The organism is Brevundimonas sp. A19_0 (assembly GCF_017744255.1).
GTDB lineage: Bacteria > Pseudomonadota > Alphaproteobacteria > Caulobacterales > Caulobacteraceae > Brevundimonas.
Genome location: NZ_JAGHQP010000002.1, coordinates 314,669 through 340,921, shown reverse-complemented (window position 1 = coordinate 340,921; position 26,253 = coordinate 314,669). Strand labels below are relative to the sequence as shown.

The 26,253-nt window shown below is 68.0% G+C and carries 26 protein-coding genes and 1 tRNA gene; 17 read left to right on the top strand and 10 right to left on the bottom strand.

Features of this window, described 5'->3' with window-relative positions; all coding sequences use genetic code 11:
• The first annotated feature begins 252 nt into the window (after nt 1–252).
• A complete protein-coding gene (locus tag J7346_RS04110) occupies nt 253–750 on the top strand; it encodes a hypothetical protein (protein ID WP_209118001.1) in 498 nt (165 codons plus the stop codon).
• Between the two features lie 7 nt (nt 751–757).
• Here the strand turns inward: J7346_RS04110 and J7346_RS04105 are convergent, their stop codons facing one another.
• Nucleotides 758–1,384 (bottom strand): DUF938 domain-containing protein, encoded by a 627-nt coding sequence (locus J7346_RS04105; RefSeq protein ID WP_245157610.1) that lies wholly within the window; start codon nt 1,382–1,384, stop codon nt 758–760.
• A gap of 220 nt (nt 1,385–1,604) precedes the next feature.
• Here J7346_RS04105 and J7346_RS04100 point away from each other — a divergent pair, with 220 nt between their 5' ends.
• Nucleotides 1,605–3,452 (top strand): phosphoenolpyruvate carboxykinase (GTP), encoded by a 1,848-nt coding sequence (locus tag J7346_RS04100; protein ID WP_209117997.1) that lies wholly within the window; start codon nt 1,605–1,607, stop codon nt 3,450–3,452.
• Between the two features lie 48 nt (nt 3,453–3,500).
• On the top strand, nt 3,501–4,469 hold the full coding sequence (locus J7346_RS04095; protein ID WP_209117995.1) for an FAD-dependent oxidoreductase: 969 nt from the start codon (nt 3,501–3,503) through the stop codon (nt 4,467–4,469).
• A 21-nt stretch (nt 4,470–4,490) separates the two neighbouring features.
• Here J7346_RS04095 and J7346_RS04090 read toward each other — a convergent pair whose 3' ends face one another.
• A complete protein-coding gene (locus J7346_RS04090; protein ID WP_209117993.1) occupies nt 4,491–5,225 on the bottom strand; it encodes a TonB family protein in 735 nt (244 codons plus the stop codon).
• 148 nt (nt 5,226–5,373) lie between these two features.
• Here J7346_RS04090 and J7346_RS04085 point away from each other — a divergent pair, with 148 nt between their 5' ends.
• Both J7346_RS04085 and J7346_RS04080 read left to right on the top strand, forming a co-directional pair.
• Nucleotides 5,374–6,171, top strand: coding sequence for a transglycosylase SLT domain-containing protein (locus tag J7346_RS04085; RefSeq protein ID WP_209117991.1), 798 nt, complete (start codon nt 5,374–5,376; stop codon nt 6,169–6,171).
• Nucleotides 6,172–6,269: 98 nt separating this feature from the next.
• On the top strand, nt 6,270–7,415 hold the full coding sequence (locus J7346_RS04080; RefSeq protein ID WP_209117989.1) for a DUF2336 domain-containing protein: 1,146 nt from the start codon (nt 6,270–6,272) through the stop codon (nt 7,413–7,415).
• 26 nt (nt 7,416–7,441) lie between these two features.
• Here the strand turns inward: J7346_RS04080 and J7346_RS04075 are convergent, their stop codons facing one another.
• The 3 genes from J7346_RS04075 to J7346_RS04065 all read right to left on the bottom strand — a co-directional run bounded on the left by J7346_RS04075 (nt 7,442) and on the right by J7346_RS04065 (nt 9,945).
• Nucleotides 7,442–7,918: an Hpt domain-containing protein gene (locus tag J7346_RS04075; protein ID WP_209117987.1), complete on the bottom strand. Its 477-nt coding sequence runs from the start codon at nt 7,916–7,918 to the stop codon at nt 7,442–7,444.
• A 62-nt stretch (nt 7,919–7,980) separates the two neighbouring features.
• Nucleotides 7,981–8,763: an NAD kinase gene (locus J7346_RS04070; RefSeq protein ID WP_348521447.1), complete on the bottom strand. Its 783-nt coding sequence runs from the start codon at nt 8,761–8,763 to the stop codon at nt 7,981–7,983.
• A 39-nt stretch (nt 8,764–8,802) separates the two neighbouring features.
• Nucleotides 8,803–9,945, bottom strand: coding sequence for a DUF2336 domain-containing protein (locus tag J7346_RS04065; RefSeq protein WP_209118078.1), 1,143 nt, complete (start codon nt 9,943–9,945; stop codon nt 8,803–8,805).
• 179 nt (nt 9,946–10,124) lie between these two features.
• On the opposite strand from J7346_RS04065, the gene J7346_RS04060 reads away from it, so the two are divergent.
• The 4 genes from J7346_RS04060 (at nt 10,125) to J7346_RS04045 (ending at nt 16,062) form a co-directional block, all read left to right on the top strand.
• On the top strand, nt 10,125–10,889 hold the full coding sequence (locus J7346_RS04060) for a class II aldolase/adducin family protein (RefSeq protein ID WP_209117985.1): 765 nt from the start codon (nt 10,125–10,127) through the stop codon (nt 10,887–10,889).
• On the top strand, nt 10,886–11,674 hold the full coding sequence (locus tag J7346_RS04055; RefSeq protein WP_348521446.1) for a hypothetical protein: 789 nt from the start codon (nt 10,886–10,888) through the stop codon (nt 11,672–11,674). Before J7346_RS04060 ends, J7346_RS04055 begins: the two co-directional genes overlap by 4 nt.
• A 111-nt stretch (nt 11,675–11,785) precedes the next feature.
• Nucleotides 11,786–12,883: an efflux RND transporter periplasmic adaptor subunit gene (locus J7346_RS04050; protein WP_209117983.1), complete on the top strand. Its 1,098-nt coding sequence runs from the start codon at nt 11,786–11,788 to the stop codon at nt 12,881–12,883.
• Nucleotides 12,883–16,062 (top strand): efflux RND transporter permease subunit, encoded by a 3,180-nt coding sequence (locus J7346_RS04045; RefSeq protein ID WP_209118074.1) that lies wholly within the window; start codon nt 12,883–12,885, stop codon nt 16,060–16,062. The genes J7346_RS04050 and J7346_RS04045 overlap by 1 nt, the downstream gene beginning before the upstream one ends.
• A gap of 122 nt (nt 16,063–16,184) precedes the next feature.
• Here the strand turns inward: J7346_RS04045 and J7346_RS04040 are convergent, their stop codons facing one another.
• Nucleotides 16,185–16,820: a DUF4272 domain-containing protein gene (locus J7346_RS04040; RefSeq protein ID WP_209117981.1), complete on the bottom strand. Its 636-nt coding sequence runs from the start codon at nt 16,818–16,820 to the stop codon at nt 16,185–16,187.
• A 410-nt stretch (nt 16,821–17,230) separates the two neighbouring features.
• Complete coding sequence (locus J7346_RS04035) at nt 17,231–17,725, bottom strand: cytochrome c family protein (protein WP_209117979.1); 495 nt, start codon at nt 17,723–17,725, stop codon at nt 17,231–17,233.
• A gap of 168 nt (nt 17,726–17,893) precedes the next feature.
• Here J7346_RS04035 and J7346_RS04030 point away from each other — a divergent pair, with 168 nt between their 5' ends.
• Genes J7346_RS04030 through J7346_RS04020 form a run of 3 tightly spaced genes read left to right on the top strand, consistent with a single transcriptional unit; the run spans nt 17,894 to nt 20,727 of the window.
• Nucleotides 17,894–18,196 carry a FeoA family protein gene (locus tag J7346_RS04030; protein ID WP_209117978.1) on the top strand — a complete coding sequence of 101 codons (303 nt, stop codon included), beginning with the start codon at nt 17,894–17,896 and terminating at the stop codon, nt 18,194–18,196.
• On the top strand, nt 18,193–20,052 hold the full coding sequence (locus tag J7346_RS04025; protein WP_209117976.1) for a ferrous iron transporter B: 1,860 nt from the start codon (nt 18,193–18,195) through the stop codon (nt 20,050–20,052). The genes J7346_RS04030 and J7346_RS04025 overlap by 4 nt, the downstream gene beginning before the upstream one ends.
• Before the next feature lie 12 nt (nt 20,053–20,064).
• The gene (locus J7346_RS04020; RefSeq protein ID WP_209117974.1) at nt 20,065–20,727 is read left to right on the top strand and encodes an A24 family peptidase; all 663 of its coding nucleotides are present in this window, start codon (nt 20,065–20,067) and stop codon (nt 20,725–20,727) included.
• Here the strand turns inward: J7346_RS04020 and J7346_RS04015 are convergent.
• From J7346_RS04015 to J7346_RS04005, 3 genes are all read right to left on the bottom strand, one after another.
• Nucleotides 20,714–21,340 carry a TetR/AcrR family transcriptional regulator gene (locus J7346_RS04015; RefSeq protein ID WP_209117972.1) on the bottom strand — a complete coding sequence of 209 codons (627 nt, stop codon included), beginning with the start codon at nt 21,338–21,340 and terminating at the stop codon, nt 20,714–20,716. The genes J7346_RS04020 and J7346_RS04015 overlap by 14 nt on opposite strands.
• A 26-nt stretch (nt 21,341–21,366) precedes the next feature.
• Nucleotides 21,367–21,442 (bottom strand) — tRNA-Thr (locus tag J7346_RS04010).
• Nucleotides 21,443–21,505: 63 nt separating this feature from the next.
• Nucleotides 21,506–21,949 (bottom strand): HIT family protein, encoded by a 444-nt coding sequence (locus J7346_RS04005; RefSeq protein ID WP_209117970.1) that lies wholly within the window; start codon nt 21,947–21,949, stop codon nt 21,506–21,508.
• Nucleotides 21,950–22,077: 128 nt separating this feature from the next.
• Between J7346_RS04005 and J7346_RS04000 the strand changes: the two genes are divergently transcribed.
• The 5 genes from J7346_RS04000 to fabG all read left to right on the top strand — a co-directional run bounded on the left by J7346_RS04000 (nt 22,078) and on the right by fabG (nt 26,120).
• Nucleotides 22,078–22,431, top strand: coding sequence for a phage holin family protein (locus J7346_RS04000; protein WP_209117968.1), 354 nt, complete (start codon nt 22,078–22,080; stop codon nt 22,429–22,431).
• Nucleotides 22,432–22,489: 58 nt separating this feature from the next.
• Nucleotides 22,490–22,996, top strand: a complete 507-nt coding sequence (locus J7346_RS03995) for a DUF2059 domain-containing protein (protein WP_209117966.1) — start codon at nt 22,490–22,492, stop codon at nt 22,994–22,996.
• Nucleotides 22,993–24,267, top strand: a complete 1,275-nt coding sequence (locus J7346_RS03990; protein WP_209117964.1) for an Nramp family divalent metal transporter — start codon at nt 22,993–22,995, stop codon at nt 24,265–24,267. Before J7346_RS03995 ends, J7346_RS03990 begins: the two co-directional genes overlap by 4 nt.
• Before the next feature lie 76 nt (nt 24,268–24,343).
• The gene (fabD, locus tag J7346_RS03985; RefSeq protein WP_209117962.1) at nt 24,344–25,300 is read left to right on the top strand and encodes an ACP S-malonyltransferase; all 957 of its coding nucleotides are present in this window, start codon (nt 24,344–24,346) and stop codon (nt 25,298–25,300) included.
• Between the two features lie 79 nt (nt 25,301–25,379).
• On the top strand, nt 25,380–26,120 hold the full coding sequence (gene fabG / locus J7346_RS03980; RefSeq protein ID WP_209117961.1) for a 3-oxoacyl-[acyl-carrier-protein] reductase: 741 nt from the start codon (nt 25,380–25,382) through the stop codon (nt 26,118–26,120).
• Nucleotides 26,121–26,253: the final 133 nt, after the last annotated feature.

The following is a 26,253-nucleotide window of genomic DNA, read 5'->3' as shown; positions in this document are numbered from 1 at the left end:
AAGGGCGCATGGGCCGCCAACCCCCGCGCCGATTGAGGAAATCACGCGGTTTTCAAAGCAATGTGTGGATTGCTCGCGTTGACTTTGAGTAACGGCTTCCTATATCAGGCCCCTACCAACCGAACCGCGCACGCCTCGCGCCCCGTGATGACAGATCACGGGACATGGTCGTTTTTATCGATGTAAGGCGCCGCTCCCTGAATATCTCGGGATCGCTGCCGCTCGGGCGTGGCCACAACAGAAGGACTCGTTTTGAAACCTCAAGCCGCCAAGAAATCCCCCAACCGCAATCGTTTCCAGCGCGTTCCGACGCGCGCACGCATTGGTCTGGCCATGCGCCGTGACATGAATTTCGGACCGCTCGGCGATGTCGAGCCGATGATCCAGGCCGGTGGCCTGTCGATCGCGCCGATCTCGACCGGCGAAGCCAGCCTGCACGTCAATGGCGTCACGGTGCTGCCGACGGCCAAGGGCAAGGATCTGGAGAGCGGGGATCTGAAGGCACTGGTGGTTCCCGGCGGCTATTCGGATGAAGCCGGGGACAAGGCCGTGCGCGAGCTGATCGACATGGCAAAGAGCCAGGGTGTGCCGGTCATCGCCTTTGGCGAAGGCGTGGTCCACGCGACCCGCGCGGCGGGCGCCAACCCGTCCGACTATGTGGATGCGCCAGCCGTGGTGACGGATGGCGACGTCGTGACCATGCTGGCCGACCGGGATGCCCTGTCGGCGGCGACTGCCCGGATCGGCTGAGGGGCGTTCAGACCGTACGGAAGAGGAGGCCGAGGTTGTTGGCCGGCAGGGCGGCGCGTCGCGTCAGCCTGAGCCCGTTGGCCCTTGCTTCCACCACGACGTCTTCGAGGGCGCGCAGACCCCACGCGGGGTCGCGCGCCCTCAGGCTTTCGTGGAAGGCGAGATTGCTGGGTGCCGTCTCGGCATCCGCCTCGACATAGGGGCCATACAACATCAGCAGACCGCCGGGACAGGCCAGTCGTTCGCCCGCCATCTGCATCAGGCCGACGGTCGCTGACCACGGGCTGATGTGGATCATGTTGATGCAGACGATGGCGTCGAACCGGCCTTCGGGCCAGGTCGCGGCCTCCGCCGCGTCGAGCCGTTCCGCGGGCTTCAGATTGTCGGGGCCGCCGGCGGACTGCCATGCGCGCAGTGCCTCGACCGCCGCGGCATCGATATCGGTCGGCAAGACCTCAAGACCCGGGTGGGCGCGTGCGATCCCGAGGCCGTGGCCGCCGGTGCCGGTCGCCACCTCGAGCAGGCGTCCGGACGCGGGCAGGTGGGGCTTCAGGAAATCGAGGATGTGCGGCAGGTTTCGTTCGCCAGCGGGCGTAAGCAGGGCCGTATCGTGTGCCGTTTGGCGCTCACTCAAAAAAGATTCTCCATCCGTTTTCTGCCCCGGGTAACCGGTTACAGCCACTTTGGCTGCCGGTTTCAGGGGTATTGCATGTCGCGGCCGGTGAAAAGTTGCAGCAGTTGACCTTGGGTCCGCGAGGGTGTTTTGAGCGTGTAACAGAGCGTGATCGTTGCGCTCTATGGGGGGTATGTCGGCGCAGATCGACGCTCCCGGACGACGTTCAGGAGCGCGTTTCATGGCCCAATCCTCCATTCCCGGTTTGCATCCTGCACCGACCCGCCACGCGAAACTGGTGGCCTGGGTCGAGGAGATCGCCCGGCTGACGAAGCCGGACTGTGTGCACTGGTGCGACGGCTCGGAGGCCGAGAAGGGCGCGATCGTCGCCGACCTGATCGACAAGGGCACGCTGCGCCAGCTGGACCCGGTCAAGCGTCCGGGCAGCTATTATGCCGCGTCGGATCCGCGTGATGTGGCGCGGGTGGAAAGCCGCACCTTCATCTGCCCCGCCGATCCGAAGGATGCCGGCCCGACCAACAACTGGGCCGAGCCGACCGAGATGCGCGCGCGGCTGAACGGCCTGTTCGACGGCTGCATGGCGGGCCGGACGATGTATGTCGTGCCCTTCTGCATGGGGCCGCTGGGCTCGGAGATCAGCGCGCTGGGCGTCGAGATCACCGACAGCGGCTATGTCGCCGTGTCGATGGGCATCATGACCCGCATGGGCAAGGATGCGCTGGACGCGCTGGGCGAGGACGGGATGTTCGTGCCCGCCGTCCACACCCTGGGCGCGCCGCTGGCGGACGGCCAAGCCGATGTGCCGTGGCCCTGCAATGACGACAAATGGATCGTGCATTTCCCCGAGACGCGGGAGATCTGGTCCTATGGCTCGGGCTATGGCGGCAACGCCCTGCTGGGCAAGAAATGCTACGCGCTGCGCATCGCCTCGGTCATGGCCCGCGACGAGGGCTGGCTGGCCGAGCACATGCTGATCCTCAAGCTGACCGATCCGAAGGGCCGGGTGAAATATGTGGCCGCGGCCTTCCCCTCCGCCTGCGGCAAGACCAACCTGGCCATGCTTCAACCGTCGATCCCGGGCTGGAAGGCCGAGACGGTCGGCGACGACATCGCCTGGATGCGCTTCGGCGATGACGGGCGCCTGTATGCCGTGAACCCGGAAGCGGGCTTCTTCGGCGTGGCGCCGGGCACCAGCCGCAACACCAACCGGAACGCGCTCGAGACCCTGGCCACCAACACCGTCTTCACCAATGTGGCGCTGACGGCGGACAACGACGTGTGGTGGGAGGGCCTGACCAAGGAGGCCCCCGAGGGCCTGACCAACTGGAAGGGTCAGCCGCACGATCCGGCCTCGGGCGAGCCGGCGGCCCATCCGAACGCGCGCTTCGCGGCCCCCGCCGCCCAGTGCCCGACCATCGCGCCCGAGTGGGAAGACCCGAAGGGCGTGCCGATCGACGCCATCCTGTTCGGGGGACGCCGGGCCTCGGCAGTGCCGCTGGTGACCGAGGCGTTCGACTGGGACCACGGGGTGTTCCTGGGCTCGACCGTGGCGTCGGAAGGGACGGCGGCGGCCGAGAACAAGGTCGGCGAACTGCGCCGCGACCCGTTCGCCATGCTGCCGTTCTGCGGCTACAACATGGGCGACTACTTCGCCCACTGGCTGGCCATGGGCAAGAAGAGCGACCCGGCCAAGCTGCCGCGCTTCTACTTCGTCAACTGGTTCCGCAAGGGTCCGGACGGCAAGTTCGTCTGGCCGGGCTTTGGTGACAATGCGCGGGTCCTGAAGTGGATCTCGGAGCGGCTGGACGGCGAGGCCGGGGCGGTCGAGACGCCGGTCGGCCGGGTGCCGACGCGCGAGTCGCTGGATCTGGACGGGCTGGACCTGACCGAGACCGACCTTGAGACCCTGCTGGAGGTCGACGCCGAGGTCTGGACCGAGGAGGCGTCGCGCATTCCGGCCTTCTTCGAGACCTTCGAGGATCGCATGCCGCAGGCGCTATGGGACCAGCTGAAGGCGCTGGAAACCCGTCTTGCGGACGCGCGCAGCGCCTCGCTGGCGGCCGAATAGGTCAGGCGACGACTTGATTTCGGGTCACGTCCGGTCGATGCACCGGGCGTGACCTTTTCCTGTGACATTGTGGTGCTGGGCGCGGGCGCCCTTGGCCTGGGCGTGGCCGCAGAGCTGCGCGCGCGCGGACGGGACGTGTGCGTGGTCGACCCCGGCGGGACCAATGCCTCCTCGGTCGCGGCCGGCATGATCGCGCCGGCGATGGAGAGCCTGCTGGACCCGTGGGAGCCTGATCCGGTGGGCCGGGCAGCCCTGCTGCGACAGGCGCGCGACCTGTGGCCGGGGTTCGCCGAGCGGCACGGCATTGAGGTGATCCGGGACGGGGTGGACTGGATCGGCGAGGATCCGCACGGGGTGGCGGACCGGCTGGAGGCGTTGGGCTTTGCAGCCGGGCGCACGGCGGCGGGCGTGTTCTGTCCCGAGGACTGGCGGGTCGATCCCGTGCGCGCGCTGGCGGCGCTGGCCCAGGGACTGGAGCGGATTGCCGGACGGGCCACGGCGGTGGCGGCCGTCGATGGTGGCTGGCGCGTGACGCTGGAGGACGGGAAGGCGCTGTCCGCCCGGCAGGGGGTGCTGGCGACAGGAACGACCTTTCCGGCCCTGCCTGAAGCAGCGGCCCGGGCCGTGGACGCTGTCTCCGCGATCGGGGGCCGGCTGGCGTTCACGCCGCGGGCGCTGGTCGAACGGCCGGCGCGCTTCAAGGGCGGCTATCTGGTGCCGATGGGCGAGGGCACCGTCATCGGGGCGACGATGGAGACCGGCGGTCTGGCCGGGGACGCTACCACGCTTCAGGACGGCCTGCTGGCGCGGGCCCGGGGGGCGCTGGGGGTGGATGACCTGGGGCCGATGGAGTGGCGGACCGGCGTGCGCGGCGCGACCGCCGACGGCCTGCCGCTGACGGGGGCGGTGCTGCCGGGGCTGCATCTGGCGCTGGCGCCGAGGCGAAACGGCTGGCTGATGGCGCCGACGGTCGCCGCGCGGACGGTCGAGGGGATCGAGGCGTACCCGAAGACCTGACGCCCCGATCCCGGATCGCCCTTATTCCGGCAGGGTGAAGCGGATACCCACATTGACGCGGGCGCCGCCGACGGGCTGGCCGTCCACGGTGCGCGGGCTCATGCGGAAGTCCCGCGACAGCCGTGTGGCGGCGCGACCGAAGCCGTAGCCGCCGGGCGTCTCGCTGACCACCTGACAGTCGGTCAGGGTGCCGTTGACCCGGACCGCGCAGCTGAGCGTGGCCGAGCCGGTGACCCCGGCCGTGAGGGCCCGGTCCGGATAGGCGCGTATCAGCGCCTCGCCGCTGGGTCTGCGGACCCAGTCGGGCTGGGTGATCACCGGCGGGCCCGCAGGCACGGTCTCGACCGGCGTGGTCCCGGTGCCGCCGGGGGTCGGGTTCTCTATGGGTTTGGTCAGGGTGATGCCCGGCCCGGTGACCTGGGTCGGCACATCCGGGATGACAGCGACCAGCGTCTCGGTCGCGCGTTGGGGTGCGACCGGGTTGTGGATCGGCGGATTGGGCGCCGGAGGCTCGGGCGTGGGCTCGGTCTTCGGCGGGGGCGGCGTGTAGAACTCCATGAGGATGGTGTCCTTCGGCTCCACCGTCGGCGTGTAGGCCATCTCGACCCGCTGATAGTAGAGGGCGACCCCTGCGCCGACGTGGGCGGCCACCACCACGCCGAGCGCGACGAGTGTCGCCGGCGACAGCTTCTTGCGCGTGGTGCCGTATTCCAGGGGACTGATCAGGCCGGGGCCACCGGCGTGCGTCATCATCATGGTCGTCTCTCCCTTATGCCGTCCCCACAGCACACCCTGAGGCGAGTGGGCGCTGACCTTGCGGCAAGTTTGAGGCGAAACCGTTGTGCGGCGATCACGGTTACGGCGGTTAAGATTCAATTAACCATGACTGGTCAGCCTCTTCGCCATGACCATCGGTGCGATTCCCTCCCAGGGCGGTGTCGAGGCGGCCATCCGGCGCGCCTCTGCCTCGACGGGTGTGGACTTCGACTTTCTGCTGAAGACGGCCCAGCGCGAGAGCGCCATGAACCCGGGCGCCAAGGCGCGTACCTCGTCGGCGGCGGGCCTGTTCCAGTTCATCGAGCAGACCTGGCTGTCGACGGTCAAACAGTATGGCGGACGGCACGGCTATGGCCAGTATGCGGACCTGATCTATCGCGGTCAGGACGGGCGCTGGCGGGTCGACGGGGCCGCGCGCAATGTGGTGCTGGACCTGCGTTACGATCCGGTCGCAGCCTCGGCCATGGCGGGCGAGCTGACGGCCTCGAACGCCGCCTATCTGCGCGGACGGATCGGGCGGGAACCGACGGCCGGCGACCTGTATGCCGCACACTTTCTTGGGCCTGCCGGAGCCGCACGACTGATCGAGGCCGTGAACACCCAGCCGGGTGCCAGCGCCGCGGCCCTGTTCCCCCAGGCAGCGGGCGCCAACCGCTCGATCTTCTATCGCAACGGGCGCCCGGCGACGGTCGGTGAGGTCTATGCCAACCTGTCCAGCAAGGCCGGGCAGGGTGCGCCGGCGGCGGGCGGAGCCACGCCCGGGGCCGTGTCGCCCGACGCCCTGTCGCCCAAGGACCGGGCGGTGGCGGACCACATGGACCGGATGCGTCAGGATCAGGGCCTGCTGGCGCTGCTGCTGGGGCAGGATGGCGATCAGGCCGATGCCGGATTCCGCCGGGCGTTCGTGGGGATCAGCGAAGTCTGAGCCGGGCGCCGTGGTAAACCGCGCGTTAAGCCTGTCGCGCGCATGCTTCGAACCGGGAATCGGGGCACACCGGTTGATCTAGACAAGCTGAGTCCGAGATGACGGCCTATCGCGCACGCCTGACCGAGTTTGATATCCGCCGACTGGTGAAATCGACCGATGAGGACGAGCGCGCCGCTGCGACCCACAAGCTGTGCCGGAACATGGATCGCGCCGAGCTGACCCCCGAGGACCGCGAGGCGGCCGAGAAGATCCTGCGCGTGCTGGCCCATGACGCCGCCGAGCTGGTGCGACGCGCGCTGGCGGTGACGCTGAAATCCTCGGACCTGATCCCGCGCGATGTGGCGCGCCGTCTGGCCGCCGACGTCGATAGTGTGGCCCTGCCCATCATCGGATTCTGCCCCGCCTTTTCGGACGAGGATCTGATCGAGATCGTCAAGGCGGGGTCTTCCGCGCGGCAGGTCGCCGTGGCGGCGCGCCCGACCGTGGGGCGCGATGTGTGCCAGGTGCTGGCCGAGACCGGCAGCCGCGAGGCGGTGCGGACCCTGGCGGCCAATGACAATGCCGATCTGGCCGAAGGGGCCATGTCCGTCGTGCTGGACCGGTTCGCCGAAGCGCCCGAGGTGGTGACGGCGCTGTCCTACCGGCAGGTGCTGCCCCCCGATATTACCGAGCGGCTGGTGGCCCATGTGTCGGAGACGGTGCGCGAGCATTTGATGACGCGCCATGCCATCGCGCCCGAGGCGGCCATCCGGCTGTCGGCCCACGCGCGCGAGCGGGCGACGCTGGATCTGGTCGATCAGGCCGCCAGCACGACCGACATGGCGACCTTTGTGTCGCGCCTGAACGGGCGGAAGGCGCTGACCCCGTCGCTGCTGCTGCGGGCGCTGGCGCGGGGACAGGTGACCTTTGTCGAGCATGGCCTGGCCGAGCTGTCGCAGACGCCGCATTCGCGCACCTGGCTGATGGTGCATGACGCCGGGCCGCTGGGGCTGAAGGCCATCTACGACCGCGCAGGCCTGCCGCCGCGGCTGTTCCAGGCCTTCCGGTCGGGCATCGACACCTGGCGGGCCCTGCAGGCCGAGGGTGCGGACTTCAGCACCGAGACCTTCCGCCAGCGCATGCTGGAGCGGTTCCTGACACAGCGCCCGAATGTGCCGCGCGAGGATCTGGCCTATCTGATGGAGCGTCTGGACCGGTCTCCGCTGCCGGAAGACATGGAAAAGGCCGCAAACGCGGCCTGATCCGTCCAGCAGGAAGGGGTAGGAGCCTAGCCCTTGTGCTCGGCCACGCGGGCTTCGAGCGTTTCCGCCAGCATCTGGCCGACCGGATGATCATCGGTCTGGATCTTGTCGCGAACGGCGGCGCGGATGGCGTCGATGTGGGCGTCGATCAGGACGACCGGGGCGCTCATGCGCTTTTCCGGAGCATCCATGAGCTTGCACAGCGACCCGGCGAGGCGGGTGACCAGCGGATATTGATAGGTGGTGCCGAGACCCTTGAGGTCGTGGGCGCGGAAATAGAGCCCCTCGGCCGTCTCGGGGGTGTAGCCCTGTTCGCGGATGGCGGTCTGGGCGGCCTCAAGCTTGACGATCTCGTCCTGCAGCCACTGGCTGAACTGGGCGGACATGGCCTGCAGGGCCTCTTCGGCCTTGGCGATTGCGGCAGCATCAATACCGCCGAATCCGCCACCCACCTTCAGGCGAAGGGTGTTCGGGGGACGAATGACCTGGGCCGGACCGCTCATCGGCTACTCCTGCATAAACCTGGAAGGGATCATGCGGAGGGGGTCTTAAGAAGCCGTGACTGTCAGCCGGTGAACTGTTCGGACAGCACCCGTTCCTCGAACGAGCGGCCGGGGTCGAACATCATGGTGAGGTCGATGTCGCGGCGTTCGCAGACGTCCACGCGGCGGACGCGGCGGACCTCGAAACTGTCGGCGGTGGCGCTGACCGGGCGCTTGTCGGCCTCGAGCACCTCGAAGCTGACGCGGGCCTCGTGCGGCAGCAGGGCGCCCCGCCAGCGACGCGGGCGGAAAGCGCTGATGGGGGTCAGGGCCAGAATGCGGGATTCCAGCGGGATGATGGGGCCGTGGGCGGACAGGTTGTAGGCGGTCGAGCCGGCCGGCGTGGCGATCAGGCAGCCGTCGCAGGTCAGCTCTTCCATGCGGACGCGATCGTCGACACGGATGCGCAGCTTGGCGCTCTGCCGCGTCTGGCGCAGCAGCGACACCTCGTTGATGGCCAGGCCGCTGTGGGTGGCGCCGCTCTCGCTCCAGGCGTCCATCTGGAGCGGATGGATGACTGTCCGGTTGGCGGCGGCGAGGCGTTGGAGCAGGTCGTCCTCATCATAGTCGTTCATGAGGAAGCCGACCGAGCCGCGGTTCATGCCGTAGACGGGCGTGCCGCGCGACAGATTGGCGTGCAGGGTCTCCAGCATGAAGCCGTCGCCGCCGAGCGCCACGATCACATCGGCCTCGGCCGCCGGGACATGGGCATAGCGGTCGCGCAGGCGCACGAGGGCCGCCTGGGCCTCGGGACGTTCGCTGGCGGCAAAAGCCAGTCGGGGAGCGGGAGGAGGAGTCACCGCCACAGGTGAGACCGGGGGTCGCGACTTGTCAAACGAAGTGCGTCAGCGAACCGGGGTTTCGCCGTCGCCGATCAGGGCGAGGAAGGCGCGCTGGGCGGACTGGGGCGAAATCGCCCCGCGTTGCCAGACGGCCTGACCGGCTTCGCCCGGAGGTCCGCCGTTGATCTGGCGGATTTCGTACAGCAGGGGCGGGAAGACGGCCCGATCGATGCCGACGGCCGCACAGGCGTAATAGAGGGGCTCGGGGGTGTCGTGGGTCAGGCTGGCCTTGACCTGGGCCATGGAGAAGCCGCCCAGCACCGACAGGGCGTGGCGGAACAGGCCCATCTTCTTTTCACGCACGGCGCGGATCAGATAGCCCGGGCGCAGCTGGCCGGCGGCCTGAAGCTTGGTGACCAGACGGCGATCCATCTCGTCGCGGTCATCATCGACGAACGGCGGCGAGACGGCGCCGTAGCCGAGCGAGGTGAAGGCCCTGTCGACGGACTGATCGACCGCTTCGTCGAGCCGGAGGTCGGCGATGGCGAACCGCTCGCCCATCGATTCCCGGAGCGCCGCGCCGACCCAGGCATACATCTGGCGGGCCAAGGTCTCGTTCATGCGCGGGTGGCGGGTTAGCGGCGCGCGCAGGGCGGCCAGCCGGCGCGAGTGTTCGACCAGACGGCGCAGGCCCTCGGCGCTGATCTCGGCCGTGGCATTGCCGGCGAGCGCGGTCAGGGGGGCGGGGTGGGCCTGATCCAGAATGGCGTCGGCGACCCGGGCGCTGAGGTTGGGGCGGCGGGCGACCTCGATCTGGTGCTCGAGGCTGGCCTTGACGAGGATGGCGAGCAGGTCCTCGTCCTTGAGGATCGGACTGCTGGCGATGATCGGGCGGGCAATCTCGATCTCATCGAGGGCGAGGATGTTGATCAGTGCCGGCGGGGCCCAGCTGGCTTTGGCCAGACGCTCGGACAGGGCGTGGCGGATGTCGTGCTCGGCCTGACGCGCGAGGGTCAGGAAGATGTCGGTCAGGACCGGCGAGAGTTCCTGGCTGGCGGCGTCCGGATGCTGGTCGCAGAGCGCCATGACGCCCAGCAGAAGGCGCTGGCGATCCTGATGCGTGCGGCTGCGGGCGAGGGTCAGCAGGGCGCTCGCGTCTCCACCGGAGGTCCGGGACGGGGCGGGCTCTTGCTGGGCGGCTGCCATCACGATCGACAACTCCGATTGGCTGTCCGGGGGGCGCGCCGCCAGACGTCAACCGCACTATCGGCAAACTCGGTGAAGACGGGGTTAACCACATCTTGCCGAGCGGAGCCGTGGGAGCCCCCGGCTTGACCAAAGGCCCGTGTAGCGCGAGTTTCCCATCGCAACCGAGGAGTGTGAACATGGCCGATGGAGCCCCTGCGTCGCTGAAGTCCCGCGTGTCCGAAGCCGAATGGCAGGTGCGGGTCGAGCTTGCCGCCCTGTACCGGCTGGTGGCCCTGCACGGGTGGGACGACATGATATTCACCCACATCTCGGCCCGGGTGCCGGGGCCGGAGCATCACTTCCTGATCAACCCGTACGGCTATTATTTCGAGGAGATCACGGCCTCGTCGCTGGTGAAGGTCGATCTGGACGGGAACATCGTTCAGGAGACCACCAATTTCATCAATCCGGCGGGGTTCACCATCCACTCGGCAGTGCACGCCGCGCGCGAGGACGCCCTGTTCGTGATCCACCTGCACACGGTGGCGGGGGTGGGCGTGGCGGCCCAGCAGCACGGCCTGTTGCCGGTCAGCCAGAATGCCTGCCTGTTGCAGCACCAGGTGGCCTATCACGGCTATGAGGGGCTGGCCCTGAACCACGACGAGCGCGAACGTCTGGTCGCAGATCTGGGCGACAAGCCGCTGATGCTGTTGCGCAATCACGGTACGCTGGCGGTCGGCCAGACGGCCGCGGCGGCCTGGGTCGGAATGTTCTTCCTCGAGCGGGCCTGCGCCCAGCAGATCGCGGCCCTGTCGGCGGGCGTTGACAAGGTGCTGATCGCGCCCGACGCAGCCCAGGCCGAAACGAAGGAGCAGGGCAAGGGCATCGGCTTTGTGTCGGCCCTGGCCTGGCCCGGGGCCCTGCGGATGCTGGATCGCAAATCGCCGGGCTACGACGCGTGACACTCGCGCGGGGGCTGGCGACCGGTCTGGCCCTCGCGACGGCCGCCGCGATCGCGACCCCTGCGGATGCGGGTGGCTGGACGAAAAAGCGGGGCAAGGCCCAGCTGATCCTCAAATATGAGGCGATGCGGGCGACGCGCGGCTTTGATCCGGACGGCAACAGCGTGCCGCTGATGGTGGCGCGGCGGGACCGGAGCCTCGGCCTGTTCGCGGAGTACGGGGTGACCGACCGGCTGACGCTGGTCCTGAAGACGGACTGGCAAAGCGGGTCGGACGCCTTTGTAGACTATGAGGGACGCGGGCCGCTCGAGGTCGGTCTGGCCTGGCAGCTGTATCGCGACGACGTCCATGCGGTCGCCCTTCAGGTCAGCTATGCGGACGGGGGCGAGGGCCGCAATGCGGGCTATGCCCTGCCGGGCGAAGGCACGGCCGACTGGGAGGTGCGTCTGTCGGCCGGACGGTCGGCGACCCCCGACCAGCCCGTGTTCGGCGTGACGTCCGTTTTCGTGGACGTGCAGGGCGCGCGGCGATTCCGGAACGGGCTTGAGGACGAGACCCGCGTCGATCTGACGCTGGGGGGGCGGATCGGGCAGGACTGGCTGGTTCTGGGGCAGCTTTACGGCGGTCAGGTAGACGACGGCGGGCCGCGCTGGATGTCGTCGGAAACCTCCGTGGTGCGGGACTTCGGGGACTGGAGCGTGCAGGTGGGGTGGCGGGCGGCTGTAACCGGACGTGAGACCCCTCAGTCGGAGGGCTGGGTTTTCGGCCTGTGGCGGCGCTTCTAGGCCCGCGCAACTTTCCGCGACGGAATCCGTAACTCCCTGCGTTCCTAAAGAGCAATTGCGTCTGGCTGTCAGACCGCTATTGCAGGCCGGCAGTCAGGGATTCTTTGTTACGTGATCAAGCGCCACTTCCTCCTCATCGCCGCAGCCGCGCTGATTGTCCTGATGGCCGTGGCCGTCATCGTCCGGCTGTCGTTCGCCGATGCGGGCGAGGGCGGCGGACCCGGCCGGGGCGGCGGAGGACGCGGCGGCGGCCAGGAGGTCGCGGCCGTCCAGGTGGCGGAGCGGACCTTTTCGGACAGTCTGCAACTGGTGGGCGTGGCGCGCGGCCAGCGCTCGGTCAATATCGTCTCCTCGACCAGCGAGCTGATCACCCGGGTGCTGTTCCGCGACGGGCAGACGGTCCGGGCCGGAGCGCCGCTGGTCGAGCTGCAGGCGCGTGAGGAAGACGCCGACATCATCGAGGCCCAGTCGCGGGTCGATCAGGCACGGCGCGACTATGAGCGGACGAGGGATCTGGCCGAGCGCGGCATCGCCCCCCGGGTGACCGCCGAACAGGCCGAGGCCGCCCTGCGCGCCGCCGAAGCCTCGCTGGACGCCGCCGAGGCCCGCCGGGGCGACCGCATGATCCGGGCGCCGTTTTCGGGCGTGCTGGGTCTGACATCGGTTACCCCGGGGACTCTGGTCGGACCGGGCACGGTGATCACGACGCTGGACGACATCAGCACCATCCGGATCGATTTTCCGTTGCCCGAGCGCTACCTGGGCCGGGTGCAGTCGGGCACGCCGATCAGTGCCACCGCCGATGCCTTTCCCGGCTCGCAGTTCACGGGGCGCATCGCGCGGGTCGATACGCGGATCGATGAAGTGACCCGCTCGGCCACGGCGCGCGCGGAAGTGCCCAATCCCGAGGGTCGGATCCGGCCGGGCATGTCGATGCGGGTGACCGTGCGTCAGGGCCAGCGGCAGGCGCTGGCCGTGCCGGAGTCCGCGGTGCAGTACGAGGGCGAGGGCGCCTTCGTCTATCGCGTGGCGAATGGCGAGAAAGGCCAGATTGCCCAGCGCGTTGAGGTCGAGGCGGGGGCCGTCGAGGGCGGCTATGTCGAGATCCTGTCGGGCCTGGACGCCGGCGATACGGTCGTCGCGACCGGCCTGAACCGCATCCAGCCGGGTGCACCGGTGACGGTCGCCGGCCGGAGTGCCGGTCAATGATGCTGTCGGATGTCGCCGTCCGGCGGCCCGTCTTTGCGGCCGTCGCGGCCATTGTGCTGTGCGTGATTGGCCTGGCAGCCTTCTTCTTCCTGCCGGTGCGGGAGCTGCCGGACGTCGACCCGCCGATCGTGTCGGTCAACACCTCCTATGCCGGGGCCTCGGCCGAGGTGATCGAAAACCGGATTACCGAGCCGATCGAGCAGCAGGTGGCCGGTATCCCGGGCGTCGAGCGGATCGAGTCGACGAGCCGGGACGGACGCTCAAGCGTGCGCATCGAGTTCAGCCTGGACCGCAATATCGACGACGCCGCCAATGATGTGCGCGACCGGGTCTCGCGCGTTGTCGGACGGCTTCCCGATCAGGCCGAGCCGCCCGAGGTGGCCAAGGCGGACACCGACAGCCAGCCGGTGATGATCCTGTTCCTGCGCTCCACGACGATGAACCGGATGGAGCTGACGGACTATGCCGACCGCTATCTGATCGACCGGCTGTCGACCGTGCCGGGCGTGGCCCAGGTGCAGATCTATGGCGAGCAGCGCTACGCCATGCGCGTCTGGCTGGACCCCGCCGCCATGGCCGCGCGGGGCCTGACCGTCCAGAACATCGAACAGGCCCTGACCACCCAGAATGTCGAGCTGCCGGCCGGCGCGCTGGAGTCAGGCGCCAAGGACTACACCGTTCGCGTGGCCCGCAACTATGCGACGGCCGAGGACTTTGCCCAGATGCCGATCGGTACGGGGGGCTCGGCGTCGGCCCCCGGCTCCAGCCCGGCGGTACAGGGCGATGTGACTTATGTCACACGACTGGGCGATGTGGCGCGCATCGAGGAGGCCCCGTCCGAGGACCGCCGCCTGTTCCGGGGGAACGGACTGGACCAGATCGGTCTGGCGATCACGCGTCAGGCCCAGTCGAACGACCTGGCGATCTCGGATGCAGTGACGGAAATGGTTCAGACCATCCGGCCCAGCCTGCCGGACGGGGTGGAGCTGGAAGTCGGCTCGGACAATTCGGTCTTTACCGCCCACGCCATCGACGAGGTCTGGATCACCATCGGCATCGCCCTGGCGCTGGTGGCGCTGGTGAATTTCGTCTTCCTCGGCAGCCTGCGCGCCGCTTTCATCCCGTCGATCGTGGCGCCGATCTGCCTGCTTTCGACCTTCATCGTGCTGGCGCCGCTGGGCTTTTCGCTGAACCTGCTGACCCTGCTGGCGCTGGTGCTGGCCATCGGCCTGGTGGTCGATGACGCCATTGTGGTGACCGAGAATATCCAGCGGCGTCTGGATCACGGCGAGCCGCCGCTGGTGGCCGCCGAGCGCGGGGCGCGCCAGGTGTTCTTTGCTGTGGTCGCGACGACCGTGGTGCTGCTGTCGGTGTTCGCGCCGCTGCTGTTCCTGCCGGGCTATGTCGGGCGGCTGTTCGTCGAGCTGGCCGCCGCGATCGCCGCCGCCGTGGCCTTCTCGGCCTTCCTGGCGCTGAGCCTGTCGCCGATGCTGGCATCGAAGATCCTGCGTCCGGCCTCGGGCTCGGGGTGGCTGACGCGGCGGGTCGACCGGACGATGGACCAGGTCAAGAATTCGTACCGCAACTCACTGGACATGCTGCTGGGCCGGCGGGCGGCCGTCTGGGGCGTGGCCGGGCTGATCCTGCTGGTCGCGGCCGGCGGCGCCTTCATGTTCCTGAACCTGCCCAACGAACTGGTCCCCGATGAGGACCGGGGCCGGGTCAGCGTGCGGGTGCAGGGCCCCGAGGGCGCGGGCTTTGACTACACCCGGCGCATCATGCTGGGGCTGGAGCCGATCCTGGCCGAATACAAGGCGTCGGGCGAGGCGGACAGCTATCTGGTGTCGGCGCCGGGTTTTGGTGGCGGCAGCTTCAACTCGGGCAATGCGGTGATGATCCTGTCGGACTGGTCGGAGCGTCACCGCTCGGCCGCCGAAATCTCGGCCGAGATCAACGGGCGCCTGCGCGGCCAGACCGATGCCCAGGTGAACGCCAGCGTGCCGGGCAGCTTCCAGCGCGGCGGGGGGAATTCGAACAGTATCGAGATGGTGGTGACCGGCTCGGACTATGGCGAGATGTACCGGTGGCTGCAGCCGGTGCTGGCCGCGGCACAGGAATATCCCGGGTTCTCGCGCCCGCGTCTGAACTATGAGCCCAATGCCCCGCGCCTGCTGGTGGATGTCGATCCGCAGACGGCGGCCGCGCTCGGCGTGTCGTCGCAACAGATCGGCCGGACGCTGGAGACCATGTTCGGATCGCGCCGGGCCACGACCTACATCAAGGGCGGGCAGGAATACGATGTGATCCTGCAGACCGAGCGCGACAACCGGCGCGAGGTCAGCGATCTGGGCGCCCTGTATGTCGCAACCGGCAATGGCGATCTGGTGCCGCTGTCGTCCGTGGTCAGCACCAAGACGTCAGGCGATACGCCGGACCGGCGCCGTCAGGATCGCCAGCGCGCCATCAGCCTGCAGGCCGATCTGACCGAAGGCACGACACTGGCGGACGCCATGGCCTTCCTGCAGGCGCGCGCCGACGAGCAGCCGCAGGGTGTGGTCAATGTGCAGTGGGACGGCGCCGCCCGCGATCAGCGCGAGGCCGGCAATGCGGTGGCATGGGCCTTTGGTCTGGCGCTGGTGCTGGTGTTCCTGGTGCTGGCAGCCCAGTTCGAAAGCTGGATCACGCCGGCGGTCATCATGCTGACGGTGCCACTTGCGGCGGCCGGGGGCCTGTTCGGTCTGGTGATGGCGGGGTCGAGCCTCAACATCTATTCGCAGATCGGACTGATCATCCTGATCGGGGTGGCGGCCAAGAACGGCATCCTGATCGTCGAGTTCGCCAACCAGCTCCGGGATCAGGGGCGGTCGGTGCGCGAGGCAATCATTGAATCGTCGACCCTGCGTCTGCGGCCGATCATCATGACCTCGATCGCCACGGCGTTCGGGGCCCTGCCGCTGGTGTTGTGGCAGGGGGCCGGCGCCGGAAGCCGCCAGACCATCGGTGTGGTGATCTTTGCCGGGGCGATCTTTGCGACCCTGCTGACCCTGTTCGTCGTGCCGGTGATCTATGGGGTGCTGGCCCGCTTCACGCGCTCGCCGGAGTACACGGCTCGCAAGATCGAGGAATGGGAAGCGCAAGAAGTCGCGGCCAACGATGCCGTGCCGAAGGCTGCCGAGTAAGTCGGGTCAGATCGTGTACGCATAAGGGACGCGCCATGCTCGCCAAAAGCGGACACCGCTAACGTCAGCCAAGGGTGGAAATCGGACATTAAGTCCGCCTACAGCCCGCGATGCCCGAGGTGCTAAGTATCGAGAGTCAGATCGTCCCATTCCTCGTCGCTGAATAACCATTCGAGAGCGCGTCTCCGCTCGACGACCACGTATTCGATCAGCCCCGCCGGTGTCGGGAGACCGGCTACGGTCGCTTGTCGTACGCCCCAATGAAGGCAGTAGCTCAGATCAAGAGCCGCCAAAATCTCATCTGTCGCTCGCAACGTCGCTGCGAGGTCGCGTATGCGTCGGGACGACTCATTGGTTTTCAAGTTGGGGAGAAGACGTACAAACCCGTCATCCGCACCGACCCAAGGGTCCAGGGTGGGAACAAGGCGAAGAGCCCACGCCAAAGCCCATGCCCCCTCTACCTGGGTCTGAAACAGCTCCCGCACGTTGGAGCCGCTTAAAAAGGCGCGCTCCTCGGCAGTGAGAGCCGGTTGGAGCCCCTCACCATCTAGCCAAGCTTGAGCTCGCTCGACGGGAAATCCGTATGCTGCGGCACAGATGGCGTTGAGACACAGCAGCCGATCAACTACGGACTTCGCATCACTGACCAGACTGGGCTCGTCGAGAAATGGCAACGATGGGAGAATGTCGAGCCCATGAGCCTTCGCAATGCGAGTAGAGTATCGACGGGTCTTCTCTTGGTCGAACCGGAGCGTCATGCACCGACACTAGCTGAAGCGGGAAAGGTCTCCAATGGGTCGGAGGCCGACTGACGGCTCAGCCCGGAAGGGCGACATTGGGGGCGAGCCTGAGCTGATCCTCCGGCGCAGTTGCCGATGAACCGTCTTCGAACTCGATAGTGTAGATGTAGCCCACTGGATGATCTGCCAGAGACGATCCAGACCGTTCGTGCGGGGCGGAAATCCCGACGACCCATGCCCTACTGCCGGGGCGAAGAGGAGGGGGAGCCTCTCCCATAGTCTCGACGATGTCATTCCGGGTGAACGCGGGTGGCGGAAGCGTCATCAGCGAACGATGCCGAAGAGGTGGATTGCCGGCAATGTCCGCTTCGGGTCAGGAGCGGGGACATTGCATTGCCGCTTGCAAGGGGACCTGCAGGACCGGTGTTTCAGGGGTACGCACCCTGGCGCGGCGAGGTCTCGACCTTGAGCCAGGCGATGACGTCGCGGCGGTCCTGATCGTCGGGCACGCCGGGGAAGCTCATCTTGTTGCCGGGCAGGAAGGTGCGCGGATTGGCCAGCCAATGGTCAAGGCGGTCGCCGTCCCAGGCAAAGTCGGCCTCCTGCAGGGCCTTCGAGTAATTGTAACCCTCGTGCCGACCGGCGGCGCGCCCGAACAGGCCCCAGAGGTTGGGCCCGGTCATGTTGGGACCGCCCTCAGTGACCGTGTGACAGGCCCGGCAGCGGGCGAAGACCCGACGCCCGTTCTCGTAATCCGCCTGATTGTAGGGCGCCGGAAGGGCGGCCATGGCCAGGGTCACCTGTTCGGGGGTCAGGGGCGCGCGGGCGGGCGGCGGCGGTGTCGTGGCGGTCTCGTCCCCACAGGCCGCCGTGCCGAGGACCAGGGCCGTGAGCAGGGCGGGGGTGAGGAACGATGACTTCATGACGGACTCCCTTTGACCTCTGGATAGGAGGGTGCGGCAAAACGGACAACAGGCTGGACGGCGGCGACCCGCACCTGATAATCAGTGTCAACTGGATGGGCGCGCGGCCCGGGTGCCCGCGCCCGGACGCATTCCGCTGAACCTCCCCGACGGCAGTACGCACGCTTCATGACCGACATCATCCGTTTGAGCCAGGCCCGCAAGGGTCAGGAAGGCCGCATTCACACCGTCGAGGCGATGGAGGACAATCCCGCCGACGCCCAGGAGCTGGAGCGTCGCCTGCTGGAGTTCGGACTGGTCGAGGGGGCGCGCGTGGGCCTGATTCACGAAGGGCCGGTCGGCGCCGATCCCGTCGTGCTGAATGTCGAGGGCATGCGGATCGCCCTGCGCCGGCATGAGGTGAGGGGGCTGACGCTGAAGCTGGGGGCTGGCGACCTAAACCTCGACGACGAGGCGCGCGTCCCGGCATGAGTGAGTCCACGACGACGGTCGCCCTGGTCGGAAATCCGAACAGCGGCAAGACGGCCCTGTTCAACGCCCTGACCGGAAGCCGGCAGAAGGTCGCCAACTATGCGGGGGTGACGGTCGAGCGGAAGGCCGGCGCGATCAAGGCCCCGGACGGCACGCCGATGACTGTGCTGGACCTCCCGGGGACCTATTCGCTGCGCGCGCGCAGCCCCGATGAGGTGATTACCCGCGACGTGGTGCTGGGCCGCCGGCCCGAGGATGTGCCGGACGTTCTGGTGGTGGTGGCGGACGCCACCAACCTGCGGCTGGTGCTGCGACTGGCGCTGGAGATCAAGGCTGTCGGACGTCCGGCGGTCATGGCGCTGAACATGTACGACATCGCCGAGCGTCAGGGCCTGAGGATCGACCTCGAAGGCCTGTCGCAGGCGCTGGGCATGCCGGTCGTCACGACCGTCGCCACGCGCAAGCGGGGTATGGATGGCCTGCTGGAGGCTGTGCAGGCGGTGCTCGCCTCGACGGCCACCCAACCCTCGACCTGGCACGAGCCGGGCGCCGCGGAAATCCGCGCCGCGCATCGCGAGGCCGGACGCATCATGTCGGCCCATGTGAAGCCGCCCGAGCGGCCCGACACCCTGACCGGCAAGATCGACAGTGTGCTGCTGCACCCGGTGGCGGGGCTGCTGATCCTGCTGACGCTGCTGTTCGTGATGTTCCAGGCGGTATTCAGCTGGGCCGCGCCGGCGATGGACGCGATCGACATGGGGCTGGCCGGTCTTGGCGGCTGGGTCGCGGGCGTCATGCCGGACGGTCTGTTGCAGAGCCTGATTGTCGACGGGCTGATCGCCGGGGTCGGCAGCGTGCTGGTGTTCCTGCCGCAGATTCTGGTGCTGTTCCTGTTCATCCTGTTGCTGGAAGACTTTGGCTATATGGCGCGGGCCGCCTTCCTGATGGACCGCATCATGGGCGGGGCGGGCCTGCACGGCCGGGCCTTCATTCCGCTGCTGTCCAGCTTCGCCTGTGCCATTCCCGGGATTATGTCGGCGCGGGTGATCGACTCCAAGCGCGACCGGCTGACGACCATTCTGGTGGCGCCGCTGATGACCTGCTCGGCGCGCATCCCGGTCTATACGCTGATCATCGCCGCCTTCATCCCGCGCGAGACCGTATGGGGCTGGGTGGAGCTGCAGGGGCTGGTGATGTTCGGCCTGTATGCGGCGGGCATCCTGAGCGCGCTGATCGTCTCGTTCGTGATCCGCAAGATCTTCTGGAGAGGGGCCTTCGAACCCTTCATGATGGAGCTGCCGGCCTACAAGATTCCGGACCCGGGCAGTGTGGCGCTGAACCTGTGGCAGCGGGCGCGGATCTTCCTGGAGCGGGCCGGGCGGATCATCCTGCCGCTGATGGTGGTGGTGTGGGCCGTGTCGACCTTCCCCGGACCGCCGCCCGGAGCCACGGGGCCGGCCATCGACTACAGCCTCGCCGGCATGATCGGGCGGGCGCTGGAGCCGCTGTTCGCGCCGATCGGCTTCAACTGGCAGATGGTTGTGGCGCTGGTGCCGGGCATGGCCGCGCGTGAGGTGGCCGTGGCCGCCCTGGGCACCGTCTATGCCGTGGCCGATGCCGAGAGTGCAGTCGGCACCCTGGCGAATGTGCTGTCGCTGCAGTGGTCCCTGGCCACGGGCCTCGCCTTCCTGGCCTGGTATGTGTTCGCACCGCAGTGCGTGGCGACGCTGGGCGTGGTCAAGCGCGAGACCAATTCGTGGCTGTGGATGTGGGTCATGACGGCCTATATGTTCGCGCTCGCCTATGGCGCGGCCTTTGTGGTCTATCGGGTGGCCGTGGCGTTCGGCCTCGGCTGAGACGGAGCGGACATGTCGGCGGCGACGATCGGGATCGGACTGGCGGGCCTGATCGTCGGGGTTGCTGTCTCGCGGCTGAGCCTGTGGCTGGCGGCGACCGATGAGGTGCCGCAGAAGCCATCGAGCCTGAAGCGGGATGCGGTGCTGGCACTGGCCGGCGGCGGGCTGGGTCTGTGGGCCGCGCTGGCGTCGCCGGAGCTGACCATCGCCCTGTTCGGCGCCCTGCTGGGCTGGCAGCTGCTGATGCTCGCCGTCGTCGATTTCGAGAATTTCTGGCTGCCGGATGTGCTGACCTGGCCGCTGGTGGCGACGGGCCTGCTGGCGGCTTTCCTGGCCGAGCCCGAGGCTCTGACGGCGCGCGCGATCGGAGCGGTCGCGGGGTTTGCCGCCCTGTGGCTGATGGGCTGGCTGTACCGGCGGATGCGGGGGCGCGACGGACTGGGGGGAGGGGACCCGTTCCTGATGGCCGGTGCCGGGGCCTGGGTCGGCTGGATGGGTCTGGCCAGTGTGATGCTGTGGGCCGGGCTGGCGGGCATCAGTCTGGTGATCGCGCGGCGGGTGACGGGCAAGGCGGTCAGTGGTCAGGACGCCCTGCCGTTCGGCGTATTCCTGGCGATCGGGGTCTGGCTGACCTGGCTGTACGGCCCGCTGGGGATGGCGGTCAGCGGCCGGTGATCAGGCGCACGAGGATGTGGGCCGTGGTGTCGATGATGGCCCGGTCGCTGTCGGCGCGCTTCAGCAGGTTGAAGCTGGCGGCCGCGGATTCGGCAATATTGGCGACTTCGTAGGAGGCCAGCCGGGGGTCGTAGCCCTCCGGGTGAAGACCAGCGTGGGCGGCCTGGGCGATGCGGCGCTCGAGCGCCAGGTGCAGGCGACGCAGGCGACTGATGCGGGCCTCGACAAAGGCCGGTGCGCCGCGGTCGGCCATCATCTGCTCGACCCGGATGATGGCGCCGTGGCGCGCCCACAGGGCCAGCATGTCCATAATCAGGGCCCGCGCGTGGGTCAGGCCCTGACCGCCCGACCAGTCGGCCTCGAGGTGGTGAGCCAGCCCCTGCCAGTCGCTGGCCACCTCCTCGCAGAGGGCCAGCAGGGCTTCATCGAGAGTATCGAAGTAGGTGTAAAAGGTCGGCGCCGAGATGCCGGCCGCCTGGGCCAGGTCGGCGATGCGGATCTCGCCCATGTGGCGGGTGGCCAGCAGGGCGCGCAGCGCGTCGAGAATGGCCGTCCGGGTGCGCCCGCCCCGCGCCCCGATCCTGTGTCCCAGCTTGTTGACGGCGTCAGCCATGGCGCCCCGCGCGAGGGGGAGGGAGGTGGTGCCGGTTGCAGGAATCGAACCCGCGACCTTCGGTTTACAAAACCGCTGCTCTACCAGCTGAGCTAAACCGGCGCCGGGCGGTTATGCGCAGGGGCGGGGCCCCGCGCAAGGGGGCGTGTGCAGGTCCAGCACGCCCTAGGCCGGTTCGAGGGCGGCGGCCACCTTGTCAGCAAGGGCGCGCAGCTGATCGCTGTCCGCCATGGGCGCGTGGCCGTGGCCCTTCATCGGACGATCCGACCAGCGCGGGACGATGTGGAAATGCAGATGGAAGACGGTCTGGCCCCCGGCCTCGCCGTTGAACTGCATGATGCTCAGGCCCTCGGGCTTGAGAGCCCTTTCGGCGGCGCGGGCGGTGCGGCGGACGGCCCGGGTGATGCGATCCAGCACGTCGGGCTCAACCTCGAGCAGGTTGCGGGCCCGGGAGGTCTTGGAGATCACCAGCATATGGCCCTCGGACTGGGGGAAGACATCCATGAACACCCGCACGTGGTCATCTTCCCATACGGTGACGCTGGGGATGTCGCCGCGCAGGATGCGGGCAAAGATGTTGTCGGGATCATAGGTGCCGTGCAGGCTCATGCGGGGGCTCTCCGGTCTGACTCGCGGGACCCTAACACGGCCTGCGCCGGTCGGGAGCCATTGACCGGGTCGTGCGCTGTGTCGGAGGATTTGACCGGGGCCCGGTGCCCGAATGCGGAGACAGGTTGATGGTGCGGTTTATTGTTCAGGCGCTGGTGACGATGCTGGGGCTTTGGCTGTCCTCAAAAATCGTCGACGGTGTCGCCTTCACCTCGACCGGATCGTTGATCGCTGCGGCCATCATTCTCGGCATTGTGAATGCGATTGTGCGGCCCATTCTGGTGGCCATTACCATCCCGATCACGGTGATCACCCTGGGGCTGTTCCTGCTGGTGGTGAACGCCGCCATGATCGGGCTGACGGCCAGCTTCCTGGGAGGATTTGTGGTCGACGGCCTGATGCCGGGGATCGGCGCGGCGATCGTGACCGGCATCGTCAGCTGGATTGCCGGTGCCTTCATCCAGGACGAGCCGCGCGGCTGAGGCTGCTTGCCAGAGCGCCCGGGCCGGGCCATCAAGGGCGTTCATGCGGGAGGGGTGAATGCTCAGGATTGTTGCCGGATTTTTCATGGCGCTGGTGTTGGCCGGCCCCGCACTTGCGCAGGACGCGGACTATGCCCGGCGCGAGGCGCTGGCGCGGCAGGTCGTGGAGTTGGTTGATCCGGGCGAGGCCGTCGAGGCCGTGCTGATGACCCTTCCTGAACTCATTGCCGAAGAGAGCGCGGACCTGTCACCGGCCGAGCGCGCCGAGTTCAAGGTCGTCATGACGACGACATTCGACGAGATCATGCCCGGTCTGATGGACCAGATCCTCGAGGCCATGGTTCCGCTCTATGCGGAGACCTTCACCGTGGCCGAGCTGGAAGCCATGCTGGTCTTCTATGCGACGCCCGAAGGCCGGTCGATCATGAAAAAGAGTGTCACGCTCGGCGCCGACGCACAGCGCATAACCCGGAATCTTCTTCCCGGCTTTCTGGAGGACATGGCGGCCAGCGTCTGTCGCCAGATGGGCTGTGACCCCGCCGAGTTTCTGGCGAACGTGCAATGACGTCACCTGTCCGGCCCCGCCTGTCTCTGGTCGGGCCGGGGATCGTGGTGGCCGCGACCGGGATCGGCGCGGGGGACCTGCTGGCCACCCTGATCGCAGGGGGACGGTTCGGCTATGTGCTGCTGTGGGCAGCTCTGGTCGGGACCCTTCTGAAGATTGCGCTGGCCGAGGGCGTGGGGCGCTGGACGCTGGCCTCCGGGCGGACGCTGTTCGACGGCTGGGCGCGACTGCCGGGGCCGTCAGTCCGGGTCGGCGGTGGGCAGAGGCTGAACTGGGCCGGACTCTATTTCGGCATCTACGCGATCATCTGGGGCTTTGTGTACGGGGCCAGCGCCATGACGGCGACGGGCCTGCCGCTGACGGCGCTGTTCCCGGTTCTGGACCTGAAGACCTGGGGCATGATTTCGGGCGTGATCGGCCTGATCCTCGTCTGGCTGGGCAGCTACGGCCTGTTCGAGAAGATCATGACGGGGCTGGTGGCGATCATGTTTGTCACTGTCGTCGGGCTGGCGGCGCTGGTGTCGCCCGACCTGCCACGCCTGATCACCGGCGTGTGGCCCAGCCTGCCCGAGGGGTCGGGTTTCTACACCCTGGGCCTGATCGGCGGGGTAGGGGGTACGATCACCATGGCGGCCTATGGGTACTGGCTGACCGCCAAGGGCTGGCGCGGTCCGGAGTTCATGTCCGTGATGCGCTGGGACAACCGGATCGCCTACGGGATGACGGGCGTGTTCGTCGTGGCCATGCTGATCGTCGGCGCCGAGCTGTTGCATGCGGCGGGGATTGCGCTGGCCAGCGGAGACCGTGGCCTGCTGAACCTGTCGGATGTGCTGCGCGAGCGGTTCGGCCAGCCGATCGCCCTCCTGTTCCTTGTGGGCTTTCTGGCGACGACCTTTTCCAGCCTGATCGGGGTGTGGCAGGGCGTCAGCCTGATGGTCACCGACTTTGTCGCCCATGCGCTGGGGCGGTCCGACGACCCGGCGATGACGGGATCGAAGTCTCCGGCGTTCCGAGGCTATCTGCTGTGGCTGACCTTCCCGCCGATGGCCCTGCTGTTCATTGACCGGCCGTTCGGCCTGATCGTGGCCTATGGGGTGCTGGGCAGCCTGTTCATGCCCTTCCTGGCCGGGACCCTGCTGTGGCTGCTGAACGGTCGGGACCAGCCGGTCGAGTGGCGCAGCCACTGGCTGTCCAACGCCTCGCTGGCGCTGGCGGCCCTGCTGTTTGCGGTTCTGGCCGGGCAACAGCTGTACGAGATCATCGCGGGCTGAGCCCCGTCGCGCTTGCCGTTGCGACAGGCTTGGCCTACCCCTCCGCACGCGGAATCACAGCTATGGACCCGGACGCATGACCCTCGCCTTCCTCTTCCCCGGACAGGGCAGCCAGACTGTCGGCATGGGCGGGGCCCTGGCCGGCGCCTTCGCCTCGGCGCGCGAGGTGTTCGACGAGGTGGATGACGCGCTGGGCCAGTCGCTGTTCATGCTGATGCGGGAAGGTCCCGAGGATCAGCTGACACTGACCGAGAATGCCCAGCCGGCGCTGATGGCGGTGTCGGTCGCGGTCGCCCGGGTGCTGAAGGTCGAGTTCGGTATCGATGTGTCGAAGGCGGGCTATGTCGCGGGGCATTCGCTGGGCGAATATTCGGCCCTGTACGGGGCGGGGGCGATCAGCCTGGCCGACACCGCCCGCCTGCTGAAGCTGCGCGGTCAGGCGATGCAGCGCGCCGTGCCGGTCGGCAAGGGCGCCATGGCCTCGCTGATCGGGCCGAAGACGGATCTGGCGCTGGCCGAGGCGGCCGCTGCGGCGGGCTCGGAAGTCGGCGTCTGCGTCGTCGCTAATGACAACAACGCCGGCAATATCGTGATCTCGGGCGAGAAGGCGGCGGTTGATCGTGCGATCGAGAAGGCCAAGGAACTGGGCGCGCGCGCCATTCCGCTGAACGTCTCGGCCCCCTTCCACTGTCCGCTGATGCAGCCGGCGGCCGACGAGATGGCCGATGCGCTCGCCGATGCGAAGATCATCGCGCCCGCCGTGCCCGTGATCGCCAATGTGACCGCCCGCCCCGAGACCGATCCCGAGGTGATCCGTCGCCTGCTGGTTGAACAGGTCACCGGCCGGGTCCGCTGGCGCGAGAGTATGGAGTGGATGGCCGGTGAGGGCGGCGTGACGCGCTTTGCCGAGGTCGGCTCGGGCAAGGTGCTGACCGGCATGGCCAAACGCATCGCCCCCGACGCCGAAAGCCTGGCCCTGAACGCTCCGGAGGACCTTGAGGCGTTCGCGAAGTCAGTGACGAGTGGCGAGTGACGAGTGGCGAGCCCTTTTGCCACGCCGCCTTGCTGCCTCGCCACACGCCACTAATCACTCGCCACTTGGAGAGATATTGATGTTCAACCTTTCAGGAAAAACCGCCCTTGTGACCGGGGCCACGGGCGGCATCGGCGGGGCCATCGCCCGGGCGCTGCATGCGCAGGGCGCGACCGTGGTGCTGTCGGGCACGCGCGAGGCGGTGCTGGCCGACCTGGCCAAGGAGATGGGAGAGCGGACCTTTGTCGCCGCCGCCAATCTGTCGGATGCGGAGAGCGTCGATGGCCTGATCGGCCGCGCCGAAGAGGCCGCCGGGGCGCCGCTGGACATCCTGGTCGCCAATGCGGGCATCACCAAGGACGGCCTGCTGATGCGGATGAAGGACGAGGATTTCGAACAGGTCCTCAAGGTCAATCTGGAGAGCTATTTCCGCCTGTCGCGCGCCGCGCTGAAAGGCATGATGAAGCGCCGCTCGGGCCGCATCATCGGCGTGACCTCGATCGTCGGCGTGACGGGCAATCCGGGTCAGACCAACTATGCCGCATCCAAGGCCGGCATGATCGGCTTTTCCAAGTCGCTGGCGCAGGAGGTCGGCAGCCGAGGCGTGACCGTGAACTGTATCGCGCCGGGCTTCATCGCCAGCCCGATGACCGATGTGCTGAACGACCAGCAGCGCGAAACCATCCTGTCGAAGATCCCGGCGGGCCGTCTGGGCACGGGCGACGAGATCGCCGCCGCGGCCGTCTATCTGGCCTCGGACGAGGGCGCCTATGTCACCGGCCAGACCCTGCACGTGAACGGCGGCATGGCGATGATCTGAGGTCGAGGGGGTGAATCAATCCCCGTTACCGGCTCTTCCCCCCGCGACCGACTGTGCTAAAGGGCAGGGCACGACGGGGGCGTGAGTCCCGATCGGGCTTGCGCCGTCGTCCTCGCCGTCCTACGGCAGGCAT